This window comes from Nocardia sp. NPDC049149, from assembly GCF_043197455.1.
In the GTDB taxonomy this organism is placed as follows: domain Bacteria; phylum Actinomycetota; class Actinomycetes; order Mycobacteriales; family Mycobacteriaceae; genus Nocardia.
Genome location: NZ_JBICTD010000002.1, coordinates 424,293 through 442,928, shown reverse-complemented (window position 1 = coordinate 442,928; position 18,636 = coordinate 424,293). Strand labels below are relative to the sequence as shown.

Annotated in this window: 12 protein-coding genes and 1 pseudogene; 4 read left to right on the top strand and 9 right to left on the bottom strand. The window is 68.1% G+C overall.

Annotated features, from left to right (window positions below; genetic code table 11):
- Positions 1-443 precede the first annotated feature (443 nt).
- Entirely contained in the window at positions 444-1,268 is an 825-nt protein-coding gene (locus tag ACGFNJ_RS07750; protein WP_393444632.1) for an amidohydrolase family protein, read from the top strand.
- Positions 1,269-1,278: 10 nt separating this feature from the next.
- On the opposite strand, the gene ACGFNJ_RS07745 is transcribed toward ACGFNJ_RS07750, so the two are convergent.
- The 3 genes and pseudogenes from ACGFNJ_RS07745 to ACGFNJ_RS07735 all read right to left on the bottom strand — a co-directional run bounded on the left by ACGFNJ_RS07745 (position 1,279) and on the right by ACGFNJ_RS07735 (position 4,363).
- Complete coding sequence (locus ACGFNJ_RS07745; protein WP_393444630.1) at positions 1,279-1,944, bottom strand: class I SAM-dependent methyltransferase; 666 nt, start codon at positions 1,942-1,944, stop codon at positions 1,279-1,281.
- A 300-nt stretch (positions 1,945-2,244) separates the two neighbouring features.
- Positions 2,245-3,837: pseudogene (gene ctaD, locus ACGFNJ_RS07740) on the bottom strand (cytochrome c oxidase subunit I); the annotation flags it as partial.
- A gap of 292 nt (positions 3,838-4,129) precedes the next feature.
- On the bottom strand, positions 4,130-4,363 hold the full coding sequence (locus ACGFNJ_RS07735; protein WP_141717717.1) for a hypothetical protein: 234 nt from the start codon (positions 4,361-4,363) through the stop codon (positions 4,130-4,132).
- 238 nt (positions 4,364-4,601) lie between these two features.
- Here ACGFNJ_RS07735 and ACGFNJ_RS07730 point away from each other — a divergent pair, with 238 nt between their 5' ends.
- Together ACGFNJ_RS07730 and ACGFNJ_RS07725 are read left to right on the top strand one after the other, a co-directional pair.
- A complete protein-coding gene (locus ACGFNJ_RS07730) occupies positions 4,602-5,432 on the top strand; it encodes a mycofactocin-coupled SDR family oxidoreductase (RefSeq protein ID WP_393444627.1) in 831 nt (276 codons plus the stop codon).
- Between the two features lie 202 nt (positions 5,433-5,634).
- Positions 5,635-7,593 (top strand): cytochrome c oxidase assembly protein, encoded by a 1,959-nt coding sequence (locus ACGFNJ_RS07725; protein ID WP_393444625.1) that lies wholly within the window; start codon positions 5,635-5,637, stop codon positions 7,591-7,593.
- A 27-nt stretch (positions 7,594-7,620) separates the two neighbouring features.
- On the opposite strand, the gene ACGFNJ_RS07720 is transcribed toward ACGFNJ_RS07725, so the two are convergent.
- Complete coding sequence (locus tag ACGFNJ_RS07720) at positions 7,621-9,894, bottom strand: heavy metal translocating P-type ATPase (protein WP_393444623.1); 2,274 nt, start codon at positions 9,892-9,894, stop codon at positions 7,621-7,623.
- Between the two features lie 13 nt (positions 9,895-9,907).
- Positions 9,908-10,672: a zf-HC2 domain-containing protein gene (locus ACGFNJ_RS07715; RefSeq protein ID WP_393444620.1), complete on the bottom strand. Its 765-nt coding sequence runs from the start codon at positions 10,670-10,672 to the stop codon at positions 9,908-9,910.
- Between the two features lie 48 nt (positions 10,673-10,720).
- Between ACGFNJ_RS07715 and sigC the strand changes: the two genes are divergently transcribed.
- Positions 10,721-11,287: an RNA polymerase sigma factor SigC gene (gene sigC / locus ACGFNJ_RS07710; protein WP_393444618.1), complete on the top strand. Its 567-nt coding sequence runs from the start codon at positions 10,721-10,723 to the stop codon at positions 11,285-11,287.
- Between the two features lie 5 nt (positions 11,288-11,292).
- Here the strand turns inward: sigC and ACGFNJ_RS07705 are convergent, their stop codons facing one another.
- Genes ACGFNJ_RS07705 through ACGFNJ_RS07690 form a run of 4 tightly spaced genes read right to left on the bottom strand, consistent with a single transcriptional unit; the run spans position 11,293 to position 18,630 of the window.
- Positions 11,293-12,084, bottom strand: coding sequence for an ABC transporter ATP-binding protein (locus ACGFNJ_RS07705; RefSeq protein ID WP_393444616.1), 792 nt, complete (start codon positions 12,082-12,084; stop codon positions 11,293-11,295).
- Complete coding sequence (locus ACGFNJ_RS07700) at positions 12,081-13,121, bottom strand: FecCD family ABC transporter permease (RefSeq protein ID WP_393444614.1); 1,041 nt, start codon at positions 13,119-13,121, stop codon at positions 12,081-12,083. Before ACGFNJ_RS07700 ends, ACGFNJ_RS07705 begins: the two co-directional genes overlap by 4 nt.
- Positions 13,118-14,164 (bottom strand): ABC transporter substrate-binding protein, encoded by a 1,047-nt coding sequence (locus tag ACGFNJ_RS07695; protein ID WP_393444612.1) that lies wholly within the window; start codon positions 14,162-14,164, stop codon positions 13,118-13,120. The genes ACGFNJ_RS07700 and ACGFNJ_RS07695 overlap by 4 nt, the downstream gene beginning before the upstream one ends.
- Positions 14,161-18,630 (bottom strand): amino acid adenylation domain-containing protein, encoded by a 4,470-nt coding sequence (locus ACGFNJ_RS07690; protein ID WP_393444610.1) that lies wholly within the window; start codon positions 18,628-18,630, stop codon positions 14,161-14,163. Before ACGFNJ_RS07690 ends, ACGFNJ_RS07695 begins: the two co-directional genes overlap by 4 nt.
- Between the last annotated feature and the right edge of the window lie 6 nt (positions 18,631-18,636).

Below are 18,636 nucleotides of genomic sequence, written 5' to 3'. Positions count from 1 at the left end.
GCACCGATTTCGCCGCGGATCGTCGCGCGCTCTTCCTAATCGGCGGTGCCGGGTCTTGAATCGATAGATATCGAGGCATTGTCGTGCTCGAAGAAAGGGGCCTGTGATGATGGGCACCGTCGAGATCGTGATCACCATCGGCCGGGTACTGGATACCCTCCAAAGAGCGCTGTTCCTGCTGGCTCTCGGTTGGTGACCGCGCTACGCCAGGGGCGCCCGCACCGCGCCGTTGCGATGCGGACACCCGGGCCGGTTGGCTCGGTCGCCATCCAGTGATTACGGCGTAAAGACCTAGTACCCATTCGATGCCGCGGTCACGCCTGTATTTCGGCGCGGCCACGAATGCGCCAGTTCGATCGCGCGCGTGGATTCGCCGAATCACGCAGGCGGACGGCGCGCACCTGGATACCGTTGATCGCCGGATCTTTTCGCGAGGAGGGGCGATGACGATCATCGATGCCTGGGCACAGCATCCGACGCTGCGGCTGGTCGAGCACGACATGTTCGACTCGCTGCGGCGCTGGGGTGCGCCGATGCCGACCGAACAGCCGCCGGTGTCGGCCACCGTGGCGGCCATGGACGACGGGGGCGTCGACATCGCGTTGATCAGCGCCTGGTACGGGCCGGAGGGCGTGCTGATCGCCAACGACGAGGTCGCGTCGTTCGTCGCGGAATCCGCAGGCAGGCTGGTCGGCGTCGCGTCCGTCGATCTGCGCAAGCCGATGGCCGCCGTGCGCGAATTACGCCGTGCGGTCCGGGAATTGGGCATGAAAGCGCTGCGGGTGGTGCCGTGGCTGTGGGGGTGGCCGCCGAACGATCGACGGTACTACCCGCTTTATGCCGAGTGCATCGAACTGGGCATACCCTTCTGCACTCAGGTCGGGCACACCGGACCGCTGCGCACCTCGGAAACCGGCCGCCCGATCCCGTACCTCGACGACGTCGCCCTCGACTTCCCTGAGCTGACCATCGTCGGCGGCCACATCGGCTACCCGTGGACCGCCGAGATGATCGCGGTCGCCACGAAGCACGAAAACGTCTACATCGATACCTCGGCCTACACCGTTCGTCGCTACCCGCCGGAGCTGGTGGCCTATCTGAAAGCACACGGCCGCCGAAAAGTCTTGTTCGGCACCAACTTTCCGATGATCATGCCGGATCGGGCTCTCGCAGGCCTCGATGATCTAGGCCTCGACGACGAAACCCGCGACCTGTTCCTCGCGGGCAACGCCCGCCGTATCTTCCAGCTGGACAAGGGCGCCGACTGACGGCCGTGGCTCAGCGGCGGCGGATGAGCAGGATGTTGTCCTTGCGGGCGCCCGGCTGTCCTTCGGGGCCCGCGTGCTCGCGTTCGCCGAGGCCGTCGACCTCGACCTGCCATTCGTCGGCGTCGAGCTGCAGGCCTGCCAAAACCTCTGCGGTGGTGGGGAAGTGGATGTCGGTAGGTGGTGTCTCGACCCAGGTCGGCCATTCGGCGTGGCCGACGATCAGGAGCAGGCCGCCGGGTGCGACGGCGTCGGCCGCGCGGCGCAGGATCTGCTCGCGTTCGTAGGCCTTGGCGACGGGGGAGTGCAGATACTGCGCGGAGATGAGGTCGAAGCGTCCAGCGGGGAACGAGTCCGCGAGGTCGTGCTGCTGCCAGTTGATGTCGGTGATGCCCCGCTCGGCGGCACGGGCCTTGGCCCGGCCGAGCGCCGTCTCCGAGACGTCGACCGCGGTGACCTGCCAGCCCTGCTCGGCGAGCCAGATCGCGTCGGCGCCTTCCGCGCAACCGAGGTCGAGCGCGGAGCCGGCCGGGACTGCGGTGATCTCGCGAACCAACAGGAAGTTGGGTGCGCCCGACCAGACTTGCTCGCGCTCTTGATAGAAGGTCTCCCAATACTCCACCGTGGTGCCGCCGTCGTGGCTGTGTGTGTCGGCGTCGTGGCTGTGTGTCTCGGTCATGACCACACCATCCATCAGGTGTGGCCATTACGGCAAAGATTCTTGCCGGTTCGGCAACAACTATTCGGGCTTGGCCTCGGGACCGGGCTTTGTCTCGGCGTCGGCGTTCGCGTCGGTAGTGGTCTCGGTCTCGGTCTCGGCTTTGGCAGTGGCCTCGGCCTTGGTAGTGGTTTCGGCCTGCAACTCGGTCTCGGCTGCGGCCTCGGCCTCGGCCTCGACCTCGGGTGCCGATCTCGGCTCGGCCTGCTCGGCGAGCGCGCGGTCCTCGACGATCATGACGGCTTGCTTGCTCTTGCCCCAGCCCGCGACTGCCTCGGTCCGCATCCGCTCGACCATGTGCGGATAATGCAGTTCGAACGCCGGACGCTCGGACCGGATCCGCGGCAGCTCGTAGAAGTTGTGCCGCGGCGGCGGACAGGTGGTCGCCCACTCCAGCGAATTGCCGTAGCCCCACGGATCATCCACGGTCACGACCTCGCCGTAGCGGAAGCTCTTGAACACATTCCAGATGAACGGCAACATCGACCCGCCGAGGATGAACGCCCCGATGGTGGAAAGGGTGTTCAGCGCGGTGAAGCCGTCCATGGGCAGGTAATCGGCATAGCGGCGCGGCATGCCCTCGGCGCCGACCCAGTGCTGCACCAGGAACGTGATGTGGAACCCGAAGAAGGTGGTCCAGAAGTGCCACTTGCCGAGGCGCTCGTCCATCATCCGTCCGGTCATCTTCGGGAACCAGAAGTAGATCCCGGCGAAGGTGGCGAACACGATGGTGCCGAACAACACGTAATGGAAGTGCGCGACAACGAAATACGAATCCGTCACGTGGAAGTCCAGCGGCGGGCTGGCCAGGATGACACCGGAGAGACCACCGAACAGGAACGTCGTCAGGAAGCCGAGGGCGAACAGCATCGGCGTCTCGAACGTCAGCTGACCGCGCCACATCGTGAAGATCCAGTTGAAGAACTTCACCCCGGTCGGCACCGCGATCAGGAACGTCATCAGCGAAAAGAACGGCAGCAGTATCGATCCCGTCGCGTACATGTGATGCGCCCAGACCGCCACCGACAGTGCGCCGATCGAGATGGTCGCGTACACCAGCGCGCTGTAGCCGAACAGCGGCTTGCGGCTGAACACCGGGAAGATCTCGGTGACGATGCCGAAGAACGGCAGCGCGACGATGTACACCTCGGGATGCCCGAAGAACCAGAACAGGTGCTGCCACAGCAGCACTCCGCCATTGGCAGGGTCGTAGATGTGCGCGCCGAGGTGCCGATCGATGAACAACGCGAACAGCGCCGCGGTCAGGATCGGAAAGGCAAGCAGCACAAGGATGCTGGTGATCAGGATGTTCCAGGTGAAGATCGGCATCCGGAACATGATCATGCCTGGCGCGCGCAGGCAGATGACCGTGGTGATCATGTTGACGCCGCCGAGGATGGTGCCGAGGCCGGACAGGATCAGCCCCATGATCCACAGGTCGGCGCCCGCGCCGGGTGCGTGCTCGAAGTTGCTCAGCGGTGTGTACCCGGTCCAACCGAAATCAGCGGCGCCGCCGGGCGTGATGAAGCCCGCGGTCGCGAGGGTGGCGCCGAACAGATACAGCCAGTAACTGAAGGCGTTGAGCCGCGGGAAGGCGACGTCCGGTGCGCCGATCTGCAAGGGCAGCACGGCATTTGCGAAGCCGAACACGATCGGTGTCGCGTAGAACAGCAGCATGATGGTGCCGTGCATGGTGAACAGCTGATTGAACTGCTCGGTCGAGAGGAACTGCATGCCCGGCCGCGCCAGTTCGCCGCGCATCAGCAACGCCATCAAGCCGCCGATGAAGAAGAACGACATCGCCGTGACGAGGTACATGATGCCGAGCACCTTGGGATCGGTGGTCGTGATCATCTTCCAGATGTAGGAACCCTTCGGCCCCAGCCGTCGCGGATACGGCCGAACCGCCTCGAGTTGTCCGGTTTGCGTCACGGCCGCCACCTTCCCAACCGCCGTCGATGCTGCGACCGGCACGACCGGCCTCCCGTCAACCAAACCATGTGATCGCGGTCTCACGCCAGCACTTGATCGACTTTGCCGAAGGTTTGCCATGACATGGCGAATCAGCCTGTGCTGCCAGCCATTTGCTGGCAGCACAGGTGCTGCTCGTGGTCGGCCGATCGATAGGCCGTTGGTATTGCCGGACTCAGAAATCCAGCGGATCGCGGATGAGCATGCCCTCCACCGCGCGCAGGCGATCGCTCATGGTCGACAGCAGATCGATGGAGTCGTCCGAGAGACCGACCACGGTATGGAGCAGCTTGCGCAGCCGAGGCAGCGCCATCGCGCTGGCGACCGCCGCATCATGGTCGATCGGCGGGAGTGGGAACGGGCGGACGAGCTGGTCGAGATCCACGGCGTAGTACTCACAATCGGTCATCTGGCCCCCTGGGACCATTGTGGGCGCGCTGGGCCGCGCGCCGTTGCGATGTGGAGCAGCGAGTTCGACGAAATATCTTGTGCGGAACTCCCACATCGCATCCACTTCGTCGCTGCGCGGGCCCGGAACGTTTCGCCGACGTCGGCGGACAATACGAACGAAAACCCCAACCGGGCATCGATTCCGCATGGAACGATGGGAGACGGCCGATATGTACCGATCTGGTGAGGGGCCCGACATGGGGAATCTCGACGACAAGGTAGCGGTGATCACCGGCGGCGCCCGGGGTCAGGGTCGTGCGCACGCGGTGGCGTTGGCGGCGGCAGGCGCCGACATCGTGGTGTGTGACCTCGCCGAACAGATCGCGAGTGTGCCGTATCCGCTCAGCACCGAATCCGATCTGGCCGAAACGGCCAAGCTGGTCGAGGAGACCGGCCGCCGCTGCGTGCCGGTCAAGGCCGACGTGCGGAGTCAGGCCGAGATGACCGCCGTCGCGCAGCGTGCCATCGACGACTTCGGCCGCATCGACATCCTGGTCGCCAACGCGGGCATCGCCTCCAACGCGCAGATCGCGGAGATGGGCGACGACCTGTGGCAGGACACGATCGACGTCAACCTCAGCGGCGTCTTCCACAGCTTCCGTGCGGTGCTGCCGCACATGATCGAACGGCGCTGGGGCCGCATCGTGGCCACCTCGTCCATCGTGGCCAGGATGGGTGTGCGCAGCGCCGGACATTACGCGGCGGCCAAATGGGGTGTGCTCGGACTGGTCAAGTCGCTGTCGCTGGAAGTGGCGGAGTATGGGATCACCGTCAACGCGGTGCTGCCCGGCGGGGTGGACACCGACATGATCCAGAACCCGGCAATGTATCGAATGATGCTGCCGGACAAGGAGAATCCCACCAGGGAAGACGTGATGGCGATGTTCGCGTCCGGGCCGCCGAACGGCGATCTGATCGCGCCTGCCGAGGTGGCCGACGCGGTCCTGCTGCTCGTCTCCGAGCAGGGGCGGCATTTCAACGGTGAGGCGCTGACCATCTCCGGTGGCATCAGCGCCAACACCGTCTGACCACTCGGCGTCAGATATCGAACGTGCGGAGCTCGGTCGCGCTGCGAATGTGACGTGCATCCCTGTCGGCATATCCGCGGGAACTTTCCCGGCATCGCATCCGACTGGTGAACGTGACCTGTCAGAGACAAGGACCCTCGTTTCGGGGATGGTGGACGGCAACAGAGGGCAAGCAGTCGGCGGGGTCGGTGAGCACGTGCAGGTGAAACGCTCGACTGTGCACCTTGTCTGGCTGGTCGCGGGGGCCGTTCTGCTCGCTCTGGTCATCGGATCGGTGGTCGCGGCGGGTGCCAGCCCGTACGCGGCCGCCGGTACTGCCTATCCCGGTCTCCCGGATGTGCTCGCCTATGTGCTGCTGCGCGTGGTCGCGGCACTCGCGGGCGCGACCGCGCTCGGCGCCCTGGTCTACGCGGTGTGCTGCACCGCGGTCACCAGCAGGGGCCGCCTCGATGTCGACGGGTATGCCGGGGTGCGGCTCGCCGAACGCGCAGGCCTGGTGTGGTTGGCCGCGGCGCTCGCGCTGATTCCGGTGACCGCGGCGAATATCGGCGGGCTCACCGTGTCCGGGCTGTTTCGGATCGGTGCGCTCGGCGCGCTCATCGATGCCGGCGAGAAGCCGAAGGCATGGATCGTGGTCGCCGTCATGGCGGCCGTGGTGACGCTCGGCGCTCGGATCATGCTGTCCTGGAACGGGATAGCGGTGCTGCTGCTGCCCGCCGCGATCGGCGTGCTTCCGCCCGCGCTGGCAGGCAACGCGGGCGAGGGTCCGAATCACGACTACGGCACCGGCGCGATGATCATCTTCCAGCTCGCGGTGTCGGTGCTGCCCGGATTACTGTGGTGCGTCGCCGATCACGTGCGCCGCGGCGGCGACCACGTGGGCACCGCGGTGCGCCGCGGCGCGACCATCGCGCTGGTTTGTCTTGCTGCGGCGGCACTGAGCGGTGTGGTGCTCGTGGCGATCCTGCTGCCGTGGTCGGCGGTGCTCAGCACCGGGTACGGGCGGCTCGCACTGGTCGTCGTCGCCGTCGGCGTCGACCTGGCGCTCACGATGCGCGTGCTGCTTGCCCGCCGTGATCCCGAGCCGAGCGCCCGCACGGCCTTCCTGATCGCCTGCAGCGCAGCACTTTCCGCGGTGGCACTCGGCGCGACGGTGGCCATGGCGGTGCAGCCTGCCCCCGCCTTCGCCGACCGCTCGTTCACCGCGCAGGAGGTGTTCCTCGGCTTCAATATCCTCGCCCCGCCGGACGTGCTGCGGCTGATCACGTTCTGGCGCTTCGACATTGTGCTCGGCACCGCGGCGCTGGCCGCGATCGTGCTGTACGCGCTCGGCGTGCTGCGGCTGTGGCGGCGCGGGGACCACTGGTCGCCGTGGCGCACCACGTCGTGGATCGGCGGCTGTGTCGCCCTGCTGATCGCGACGTCGTCCGGCATCGGCACGTACGGGTTCGCCATGTTCAGCATGCACATGATCACCCACATGGCTCTGAACATGTTCGTGCCGGTGTTGCTCGTGCTCGGCGCGCCGGTGACGCTGCTGCTGCGTGCCGTCCCCGCGGCCAAGCGCGGCCAGGTGCACGGCCTGCGCGAGTGGGTGCTGACGATCCTGCATTCGCGGCCGACCGCGGTGATCGCGCATCCGGCCACGGCGCTCACCCTGTTCGTGATCTCGCTGTACGGACTGTATTTCACGCCGCTGTTCGAGAGCCTCATCCGCTATCACTGGGGGCACGTGCTGATGAACGTGCACTTCCTGATCGTCGGTTATCTGTATTACTGGGGCATCATCGGCATCGACCCCGGCCCGCGGCGGCTGCCGCACCTCGGCCGACTCGGGATGTTGTTCGCGGTCATGCCTTTTCACGCGTTCTTCGGTGTCGCGGTGATGTCGATGAACACCGTCATCGGCTCGCGCTTCTACACCAACCTGCAGCTGCCGTGGCCCATCGATCTGCTGTCCGATCAGAAGGTCGGCGGCGGCATCGCCTGGGTTTCCGGCGAAATCCCGATCCTGCTCGTTGTCGGCGCGCTGCTGACCCAGTGGGTGGCGCAGGATCGGCGTACCGCGGTGCGCACCGACCGCAAGGACGACGAGTACGGCGACTCCGAACTCGACGCCTACAACGCGATGTTGGAGCAGCTGGCAAAGACCCGGCGCTGAACCTTCCCCGGTTCAGCGCCGGAATCCTCAGCGCGCGAAGCGAACCCGCCGCAGCCGCAGGCTGTTCGAAACCACGAAGAACGACGAGAACGCCATGGCGGCGCCGGCGATCAGCGGGTTGAGCCAGCCGAGCGCGGCGATCGGGATGGCGATCACGTTGTAGCCGAACGCCCACACCAGGTTGCCCTTGATCGTGCGCAGTGTCGCGTGCGCCAGCTCGATGGCGTCGGCGACCGCACCGAGATCCTCGCGCACCAGAATGATGTCGGCCGCCGCGATCGCGACATCGGTGCCCGCGCCGATGGCCATGCCGAGATCGGCGGTGGCCAGCGCCGCGCCGTCGTTGATGCCGTCGCCGACCATCACCACCCGGTGCCCCTGTTCCTGGATGCGGGCGATCAGCTCGACCTTGCCCTCCGGAAGCAGTTCGGCGACAACCTCATCGATGCCGATCTCGTCCGCCACCGACTGCGCGGCGTAGGCGTTGTCGCCGGTGAACATCATGACCCGCAACCCGAGCCGGTGCAGTCGCTTGATCGCGGCGGCCGCGGTCTCCTTGACGGTGTCGGCGACCGCGACGACCGCGACCACGGCGCCGTCCACGGCGACGAGCACGACGGTGCGCCCTGCGCGTTCCTGCTTGCTCACTGCCCGAGCCGATTCCGGCGGAATGCCGATGCCGTGATCGTCGAACAGCCGGGCCCGGCCGACCATGACTTTCTTGCCGTCCACCACCCCGCGCGCACCCAATCCTGGTAGTGCTTCGAAGGATTCGACCTCCGGCAGTGCCTCGACGGTGTCACGGGCATGCCGGGTGATCGCGGCCGCGACCGCGTGCTCGGAGGCCGCCTCCACCGCACCGGCCAGCCGAAGCACCTCCTCGGTGTCGAACGAGGCGCGGGCGAGCACCGCGACCACGCTCATCGCGCCGTTGGTGACGGTCCCGGTCTTGTCGAGCACCACGGTGTCCACATCCCGGGTGGCCTCCAGCGCCTGATGGCCCTTGATGAAGATGCCCAGTTGCGCACCGCGTCCCGACGCCACCATCAGCGCGGTGGGAATCGCCAGCCCGAGCGCGCACGGACAGGCGACCACCAGCACCGCAAGCGCGGCCGCCGCGGCCTGGTCCGCACCGGCGCCGGTGAGCAGCCAGGTCACGAAAGTCACTGCGGTGATGAGGAATACGAACGGCACGAACACCGACGACACCCGGTCGGCGATGCGCTGCATGCGCGCCTTGCCGGTTTGCGCCGCTTCGACGAGTCGAATCATCCCGGACAGCTTGGTGTCCGCGCCGACCGCGGCGGCCTCCACGATCAGCCTGCCGGTGAGCGCGGTGGTGCCGCCGATCACCGCCATGCCGGTGCTGACGTCGACCGGAATCGACTCGCCGGTCATGGCGCTGGCGTCGACGCTCGATTCGCCCGCAACGACGAGGCCGTCGGTGGCGATGGTCTCGCCGGGGCGCACCACGAAGCGCTGGCCTTCGACGAGTTCGCCAATGGGGACCCGCATTTCGCGGTCGTCCTTGGTCAGCACCGTGACCTCGCGGGCACCGAGCGCGGCGAGGGCGCGCAGCGCGCTGCCCGCCGACCGCTTGGCCTTGGCCTCGAAGTACCGGCCCGCCAACACGAACGCGGTGACGCCTGCGGCCACCTCGAGGTAGATCGCGTCACTGGACCAGATCGCCGCCCAGACGCCGTCCGGTGCGGGCCCGGAGCGGTCGGGGTGCAGGTACATCGTGTCCAGTGACCACAGCGTCGCGGTGATCACTCCGACCGAGACCAGGGTGTCCATGCTGGCCGCGCCGACCTTCGCGTTGGCAAAAGCCTTGCGGTGGAACGGCGCCGCCGACCAGACCACCACGGGCAGCGCGAGCACAGTGAGGATCACCTGCCAGCCGGTGATCCTGGTGCTCGGGACGGTGGCGAACATCACCGAAAGATCGGCGAGCGGGAAGAACGCCATCAGCGCGACGATCAGGCGGCGCAGCAGATCCCGCACCTCGGCGTCCTCGGGTGCCGAGCTGATCGCCTCGGCATGGTCGGTGACCGGCGTCGCACCGAAGCCGGTGGCGTCGACCTCGGCGCAGAGCCGCTCGGCGCTGATGTCGGGGTCGGCGTCGATGGTGGCGATGCCGGTGGCGTAGTTCACCGAGGCGGTGACGCCGTCGATCTTGTTGAGTTTGCGCTCGATCCGCGTCGCGCAGGCGCCACAGCTCATGCCGGTGACGGCGAGGGAGATGCGGGTGGGATCGGTGCTCGGCGTTGGCCTGCTGAGCTGGTCGAGCTCGATGGTCATGAAATTCCGTTCGTCATGCGGCGGGATCGTGGGTGGAGCGCAGGTGGCCGAGGCGCCTGCCGAACTGAGCGCCCGGCGGCAGCACCAGATCGGTGGGGACGCGGTCGCTGGTCGGCGGCGAGGTGTCCGGGCGGCGGGTGCGGTGCACGACAACGACCAGCGCCAGAGCGACGACCAGCACGGCGTGCGAGAGCACCCGGGAGATCGGCACCACACCGGAATACAGATCCGCGACCACGAACGCGCTCAACGCGGCGACCAGGACGCCGAGCACCGGCAGCACGCCTGCGGCGGCGATCGGGCGCACTGCGCAGTAGATGAACCCGACGCCGATGGCCAGGCTCCACGCGGTGCTCTCGTTGATCAGATGCCTGGTCATCTCGGCGCCGTGCTGGTGGTGGCTCATGCCGAAGTCGACTCCGGCCAGCTGGGCCAAGGCCAGCGTGCATTGCAGCAGCCCGAGCAGTCCGAGCACGACGCGGATCCCGGTGGTCCTGGTCGCGGGCACGGCCGCGCGCAGCCTGGCAGGCAGCGACGGCCGTGGTCGTTCCAGCTCGGCGGCGGCGAAGATCGCATCGGTCAGATCGGGTGCGTACGAGGACGTGGCGCGCAGCCGCTTCGAGGTCTCCACGGCGGCGACATACCAGGAGCAGCACTCGCCGCACTGCTCGAGATGCTCGTCCACCCGCGCCGCGGGAACGGTTTCGCGTTCGCCGTCGATCCGGGCCGACAGCGCCGTCCGGCACACTTTGCACTCCACGTCCAGATTGTCGTCCACGGGGACGCCGAAGTTCCCGGCGGTTGCCGCCCGGTTATTCTCGACGCCATGCCAACGCCCGCCGAGGATGCCGAGACGACCCGCCTGGCCTTGGCGGCGGCGCGTGGCGACCGGCGGGCACTCGAGGGTTTCATCAGGGCAACGCAGCAGGACGTGTGGCGGTTGCTCGCCCATTTGACCGAGGTCAGCCGGGCCGATGACCTGACCCAGGAGACGTATCTGCGGGCGCTCGGCAGCATCAAACGGTTCGAGGGCCGTGCCAGCGCGCGCACCTGGTTGCTGTCCATCGCCCGGCGCGTCGTGGTCGATCAGGTGCGGATGGCGGTGGCAAGGCCGAAGATCGCACACGGCGTCGACTGGGTGGCGGCGTCGGACCGGCAGGTGCCGAGGCAGGATGGGCTGACCGAGATCGTCGAGCTCAATCTGCTGCTGGACGATCTCGCGCCGGAGCGGCGCGAGGCACTGGTGCTCACCCAGATGCTCGGCCTGTCCTACGCGGAGGCGGCCGCGGTGTGCGGCTGCCCGGTCGGGACGGTGCGCTCGCGGGTGGCGCGGGCGCGCGAGGACATGGTCGCCGCGACCCGGTTCGGTGTGCGGCGCATCGCCAACGGGTAATCGCGTCACGGCTCCGCCAACGGGTTTGCGGCGTAACGCAATCGGATGACACCGTCCGCGTGCGGTGCGGCGGTGGCGACGACGCCGAACACGTCGCGCAGTAGCTCGGGCGTCATCACGTCGAGCACGGCGCCCGCCGCGACGACCCTGCCGTGATCGAGGACGACCAGCCGGTCGCAGCAGCGCACCGCGAGGTCGAGTTCGTGCAGCACCGCCAGCGTGGTGATGCCCGTCGAGCGGATCAGCGCGAGCAGTTCGAAGCGGGCGCGGACGTCGAGATGATTGGTCAGTTCGTCGAGCACGAGCAGGCGCGGTTCTTGCGCCAATGCCCGTGCCAGCAGCACTCGTTGGCGTTCACCGCCGGACAGCGACCCGATCGTCCGGTCGGCGAACGCGGTGACGCCGGTGCGTGCCAGCGCGTCCGCGACGGCGCGGTGATCGGCCTCGGTATCCCTGCTGAACAGCGCGTGATGCGGGTTGCGGCCGAGGCCGACCGCCTCGGCGACGGTGAGTTCCGGTGCGCCGGAACCGTTTTGCAGCACGGCCGCGGTCGTGCGGGCGGCGGTGCGCACCGGCATCGCGGTGAGGTCGGCGCCGTCGATCGTGACGATGCCGCCGGCAGGCCGGACCGAGCGATAGATCGTGCGCAGCAGCGTGGTCTTGCCGCTGCCGTTCGGTCCGACGATGCCGACGACCGCACCGGGTGGCGCGTGCAGCGTCACCGCGTCGAGGACCGTGGCCTCGCCGAAGGTGACCCGCACTCCGGCGACCGATAATTCAGCGGCGACCTGTGTCATGCCTGCCCACCGTTCCGGCGGAGCAGCCACAGGAAGAACGGGGCGCCGAACGCGGCGGTGAAGATGCCGAGCGGCACCTCGTTGGGCGCGTCGATGGTGCGGGAAATCAGGTCCACCACAACCAGATACGCGGCGCCGAGAAGTGCGGCCAGCGGCAGTACCCTGCGATGATCCAGCCCGAACGCCAGCCGCACCAGGTGCGGAATCATCAAGCCGACGAAGCCGATGCCGCCTGCCGCGGCGATCAGCACGCCGGTCAGCAGCGAGGCGAGGACGAGCAGGACGATGCGGAGGGCGCGCACGTCGACGCCGAGCGCGGTGGCTTGTTCGTCGCCGGTGCCGAGCACATTGAGCCGTCGGCCGAAGGCGAGCGCGACGGCGACGGCCACCAGCACCACGACGGTGACCGGGCCGAGCCTGCCCCAGCTCGCGCCAGCGACGCTGCCCATCGTCCAGAACAGCACGGACCGTAGCTCATTCGGGGTGGCGCGCAGCTGCAGATAGTTGGTGGCGGCCAGCAGCAGATAGCCGACCGCGACCCCGGCGAGCACCAAGCGCGTCGGCGCCAGGGTGCCGCGCTGCTGGCCGAGCAGGAACACCACCGCGATGGTCGCGATGGCGCCGCAGAAGGCGGCGGTGGACACGCTGACGCCGCCGAGTGCGCCACCGGCGGTGACGATCACGAGCACCGCGCCGAGCGACGCACCGGAGGACAACCCGAGCACGTACGGGTCGGCGAGCGGATTGTTCACCAGCGCTTGCAGAATCACGCCTGCGACGGCAAGACCGCAGCCGCACAGCGCGGCCAGGATCACCCGGGGCAGCCGATAGTTCCAGACGATCTGATCGACGGTGAAGCCGACATCCGGTGTCTTGCCCGACAGGTGGGCAAGGATCACCCGGCCGGTGTCGGCGGCGGAGACGGTCACCGAGCCTGCGGCGATGGACAGCAGCATCACGGCGAACAGGACCGCCGCCGAGACGGCGAGCACTACCGGCAGGGGCGTCGCCGCCAGCGGGGCGCGGGTGCGGGTCACCGGAACTGTTCGGGGTGCACCAGTTTCGCGATTCGCTGCACCGCGACGTCGTTGCTTGGCCCCAGGTAGATCGAATCCGCCAGTACCGCATAGTTGTTGGCCTGTGCGGCGGGCCACTGCGGGAACTGCGCGAGGATCCGCTTGGCGGCGCCGTCGATATCGGGATTGCGATAGTTCACCACGATCAGTCCGTCGATCGGGGTGACCGCGAGCTGCTCCTTGCTGATCGTCACGAACGCGGTGCCGTCGTCGCGCTTGAACGGGTTCACGCCGCCCGCCTTGTCGATGACGTCGTTCCAGATGCCGCCCGCCGCGATCGCGGAGAAGTCCGAATCGTCGCCGCCCATGCCCATGCCGGTGAACACGAGCAGCACGTTCTTCTTCGGCTGCCCGCTCACCTTGGCCGCGGTCTCGGCGATGGCGCGCTGTCCGTCGGCGATCAGGCGATCGGCCCGGCCGGGCACATCGAAGATGCGGCCGAGATCGCGCAGCAGCGCGAAGCTGTCCTCGATGGTCGGTGTGCCGGTGACCGCGCCGGTCACCCCGCAGTTCGCCCGCGGCACATAGGTGTTGGCGCCCGCGGCGGCGAGCTCGTCGCGGGTGGCGAAACCCTGATCGGCGGCGAAACCGCCACCGCCGGTGGAGATCACCAGGTCGGGGCGTTGGTTCAGCATGGCCTCGCGCGGGATGTCCTGCAGGCTGTTGGGGGTGATGTTGCCGGTGGGCAATGCGTCGATCGCGGCCGACCGGCCCGGCACGTCCGAGGCGCCGTAGGACTGTGCGTTGGCCACCACCCGGTCGCCGAGGCCGAGCGCGAGCAGCGCGGAGACCTCACCGACGGAGCCGCCGTTCATCACGACGACGCGCTTGGGCGCCTCGGTGAATGTGTAAGTCTTGCCGCAGTTTTCCACGGTGATCGGGTAGCTGGTGCCGCCCTCGGTCGCCGCCGCCGGTCTGGTGTTCTCGGTGGCGGTCACCGACGTGGTGCAGCCGGTGACCGCGAGAGCGCTCGCGGTGAGTGCCAGTAATAGCGCGCGTTTCATGGGTGCCTCTTCGAGGGTTGCGCCGCGCCGACCGGGATGGCGGAGGGCGTTGGGAGAAAACGGGTTTCGATCAGGTAGTCGATCCCGGCGGTAAGCGTGGCTATCGAATCCGGCTGCGGGACAGCCGAATCGATGGGGGCGTTGCGGGCATCGGTGATGCCTGGTGACCCGAGGTGTGCAGCGTGTGCGCGGGCAACGGTGAGGGTGTGATCGCCCTGCGCGGAGGCGCGGTCCGCACGGGCGGTCAACCTGGCGTGCCAGGTCGATGCGGGAATGGCCGCGATCGGGTAGCCGCGCTCGCGCAGCAAGTCGACGATCGTGGCGAAGGCGATCGGGTGGCGGCTGGTCAGCTGGAAGGTGTCGGCGGTCGGCCGCTCGGTGATGTGGTGAGCGATGGTGGCCGCGACCCAGTCCACCGGGACGAGGTCGACGGTGCCTGCGTCATAGAGCTCGGCGGGTACCGCCTCGAGGACGATCATGGCGCGAATCAGACTCCAGAAGGCGTCATCCGGGCCGGACGTGCCGGTTCGCGAGTGTCCGCCGATGCGTCCCGGTCGGTAGACGGCGACCGGGACGCCGCGCTCGGCCGCGGCGTAGACCAGGCCTTCCGCGACCCATTTGCTCGCGACGTACCCATTGGGTGGCAGCGAACTCGCGTCCCTGCGGCCGTGTTCGGTCGGTGCGGCGGTGTCGATGGAGGAGACGAAATGCACCGGCTTCGTCGTTCCGGTCGCGGCGAGCCGCAGCAGGCGTTCGGTGCCTTCGACATTCGCCGGGCGCAACCGGGCGTACGGCTCGAAATGGTGAACTCGGGCCCCGTTGTGCACGATGACGTCGACGGTGGCGGCCAGCGCCCGATAGCGCGCGGGGGACAGACCGAGCTCGGGAAGGGCGAGATCGCCTGCGAGCGCGGTGATCCTGGATCCGGGTGCGCCGCCGGGCCTGGGTGCTCGATCGAGGAGGCCGTTATCGAGACCGTAGCGGGTGAACGTGGCGTGGATGCGTTGTAGTGCTGCGGCATCGTCGTCGGCGCGCACCAGGCAGCAGACCTCGAGCTCGGTCTGCTCGAGCAGTGCGGCGAGCAGGAAGGCACCGAGGAAGCCGGTGGCACCGGTCAGCAGCACCGTGCGCGGGTGCTCTCGTGTGGCCGCTGTGGCAAGGATGGTGGGGTCGAGGCGCGTGTCGGACTCGAGATCGGCTGCTGTCCAAGGCAATTGCTCGGTGTCATTGCCGGTGTCGAGGCGTTCGGCGAGCCCGGCGACGGTGGGGGTGTCGAACATGGCGCGGAGGTCCCAGCGCACGCCGAAGGCCGCCCTGATGCCGTTGAGGACTCGGGCGGCGCGCAGCGAATGTCCACCGTGCGCGAAGAAGTCGTCATCGATGCCTACCGAGTCGACGTCGAGGGCGGCGGAGAACAGCTGAGCCAATGCGTGTTCAGTGGGGGTTCGTGCGGGGCGCCGCGTGCTTTCGGCGGCCGGTGGCGCGGGCAATGCGGCGCGGTCCAGCTTTCCGTTCGTGGTGTGCGGCAAGCGATCCAGGTGGACGTATACGGTCGGCACCATGTAGTCGGGCAGCCGTCCCGCGAGGTGGCTGCGCAGCTCCCTGGTGTCCGGTACCGCCGTGGTCGGCACCACGTAGGCGACGAGAACCTCGTCGTGGATGCGCACCGCCGCGGCGTCGATCTGTGGATGCCCGGCGAGCGCGGCTTCCACCTCGCCGACCTCGATCCGGTAGCCGCGCAACGACATCTGGCTGTCACCTCGGCCGAGGTACTCGAGGTGGCCGTCGTGATGCCTGCGCACCAGGTCACCGGTGCGATAGAGGCGATGGCCGTTCGCGTCGAACGGGTCGGCGACGAACCGTGCCGCGGTCGCCGCCTGCGCGCCGAGATACCGCTGCCCGACCGGCGTTCCGCCTAGGTACAGTTCGCCGACCACGCCGGGTGGGACCGGTCGCAAAGCACGGTCCAGCACGTGGCAGTGGCCATTGGCGACCGGCCCGCCGATCGACGGAGTCCGGTGTGCGTCGAGGGTGGTCCAGGTGGCGTCGACCGTGCATTCGGTGGGCCCGTACAGGTTGTAGACCGAGACGCCGGGCACGGCACGGAGCGTCGCCCACAGTTCCGGGTCGATCGCCTCACCGCCGAGCGCGATCACGCCAGGGCGATGCGGCCCGGTGAGTAACCCTGCGGACAGCAGTTCTCTGGCGAAAGTTGGTGTGACATCGAGGAAGTCGATGCGTTCAGTGCGAAGGTACCGGACCAGCCGATCGGGATCGCGGCGCAGCGCGTCGTCGATGAAATGCAGTTCGTGTCCGGCCAGCAGCCAGAGCAGCCCTTCCCACGCGGTGTCGAAGGTCATCGATGCGGTGAGTGCGGCGCGCATCCGTCGTCCGCCTCGCGCCGCCACCTCGGGTTCGATCAGGTGCTCGCGATGGTGGTGGTACAGGTTGACCACCGACCGGTGCGAAATCACCACGGCCTTTGGGGTTCCGGTGGTGCCCGAGGTATGGATCACCCAGGCCGGATGCTCCGGGTGTTGGCGGGTGCGGGCGATCGATGTTTCGGCATTGACCCCCGGGTTCTCGCGCGCTTGGTCTCGGCCAGCTGATGCGTGCGAAGGCACCGCCAGTGTCGTTTCGGCAGTATCGAATTCGGAGACCTCGACGCAGCGATCGCGTTGTGCCGTCGGAACCAAATCCGCGAGTGCGGCGGTGGTGACCACTGCGCGCAGACCCGGCGCGTCAGCGTGCCGATCGAGGCCGTCGAGCAGCACCGCCAACCGTGGCGCCGGCTGGCCGGGATCGAGCGGGGCGTAAGCGGCACCGCAGGCGAGCACCGCGAACAGGGCGACGATCGCGTCACTGGTTCGAGGGAGAAGTACCGCGACGGTGTCACCGCGGCAAACACCCGCACTGGTCAGCGCGGCGCTCAATGTCTTTGTCCGCCTGGCGAGTTTCGCGTAGGAGAGGGACAGCGCGGTGCCGTCCGCCTCGGTGGTGACGAGGGCGGTAGCCGTCGGCGTCCGGGCGATCCATGGCGCGAGCAGGTCGCTCACGGTGGTGTCCGGCCTCGGGCGTTCGGGACCACGGCTGTTGGCGTGCAACCACTCTCGCTCACCGGGCAGCAACAGGTCCACCGCGCCGAGCGACTGGTTCGGCGCTTCGAGGATGCGGCGCAGGAACGTGGTGAAGCGCCGCAGATGCGTCCGCAGCTCATCGGCCGTGTATGCGCTCGGATGGCCGTCGAGGTACAGCGTCGGCCCGGTGCCGTCGAGCCGGTCGTAGAGGTTGAAGACCAGGTCGTCGATCATGCCCGCGGTGACATTGCGGACGGCGCTGGTGCAGTCGGCGAAGCGCAGGTCGTAGTCGAACAGCATGATGTTGACCGACGGCCCGTACATGGCGCGATCGCTGCCGACCATGCCGAGGTCGCGGCGCACCTGCTCGCTGCGGTAGCGCTGATGGCGTCTGCTCCGGACCAGGTGGCGGGCGATGCGGCCGGTGAGTTCGGTGAGCGTCTGGTCGGCGGTGCAGTCGGCCCACAGGGCGACGCCGTTGAGCGTCATGCACGGCACTCGCAGCGCGGGTGTGCCGGTGCGCAGCATGATCGGCAGCGCGAGGCACACCTCGGTGGCTCCGGTCATTCGGTGCACGTAGGCCGCGATCGCGGCCGTGAGGACATCGGTCCAGTTCGCGCGGGCGCCTTCCGCGGCACGGCGCAGCAGCGTGACCGATTCCGGGTCCAGTGTGGTGAATTCCCGAAGCGCTTTGGCCGCAACGGTTGTCGCGTGTGGGGTAGCGCCGGACACCGGGACGGCAGGAAGTGCAGCAGCCGGGGTGGGGAGGGACAGCGTGACGGGGGCCGGGCGGTCCCGCAGATACTCGAGCCAGAACGCGCGATCGCGTTCGAGGTCCGGTGAGTCGGCGTACTCGACGTCGGCCGCCACCACGGCATCCCACGAGCCGAACGCGCACGGCGGTGGCTCGGCGCCGGTCGTACCCGCCGTGTACAGCTCCGCGACGCGACGGGCGATCAGTGCCATGCCGTACCCGTCGAGCAGGATGTGGTGCACCCGGTGGTACCAGAGCGTGCGCCGCGGACCGAGCCGGAACACGATGTGCGCGAACAGGATGTCGCCGGTCAGCTCGACCGGCGTTGCCACGTCCTGATCCATCAGCGCCAGCGCGGCGCCGAGCGGGTCCGGCTCTGCGGACACGTCGAGCACCTGAACGGCCCAATCCGGCGTGTGCGTGAGCTGACCGGGGCCGTCCTCGACGAACCGAATCTGCAGTGCCGCAGCCTCATCGATGGCCGTGTGGATGGCACGCACCAGGACATCCACCGCTACCCGGCCCGAAATATCCACGTATTCGGCGATATTGAAAACCGCCGACGCCGGGTCGAGCTGCTGGCCGAGCCAGACGCCCAATTGCGCGGCGGTCAACGGGCGTACGGCAGCCGTCACGACTCC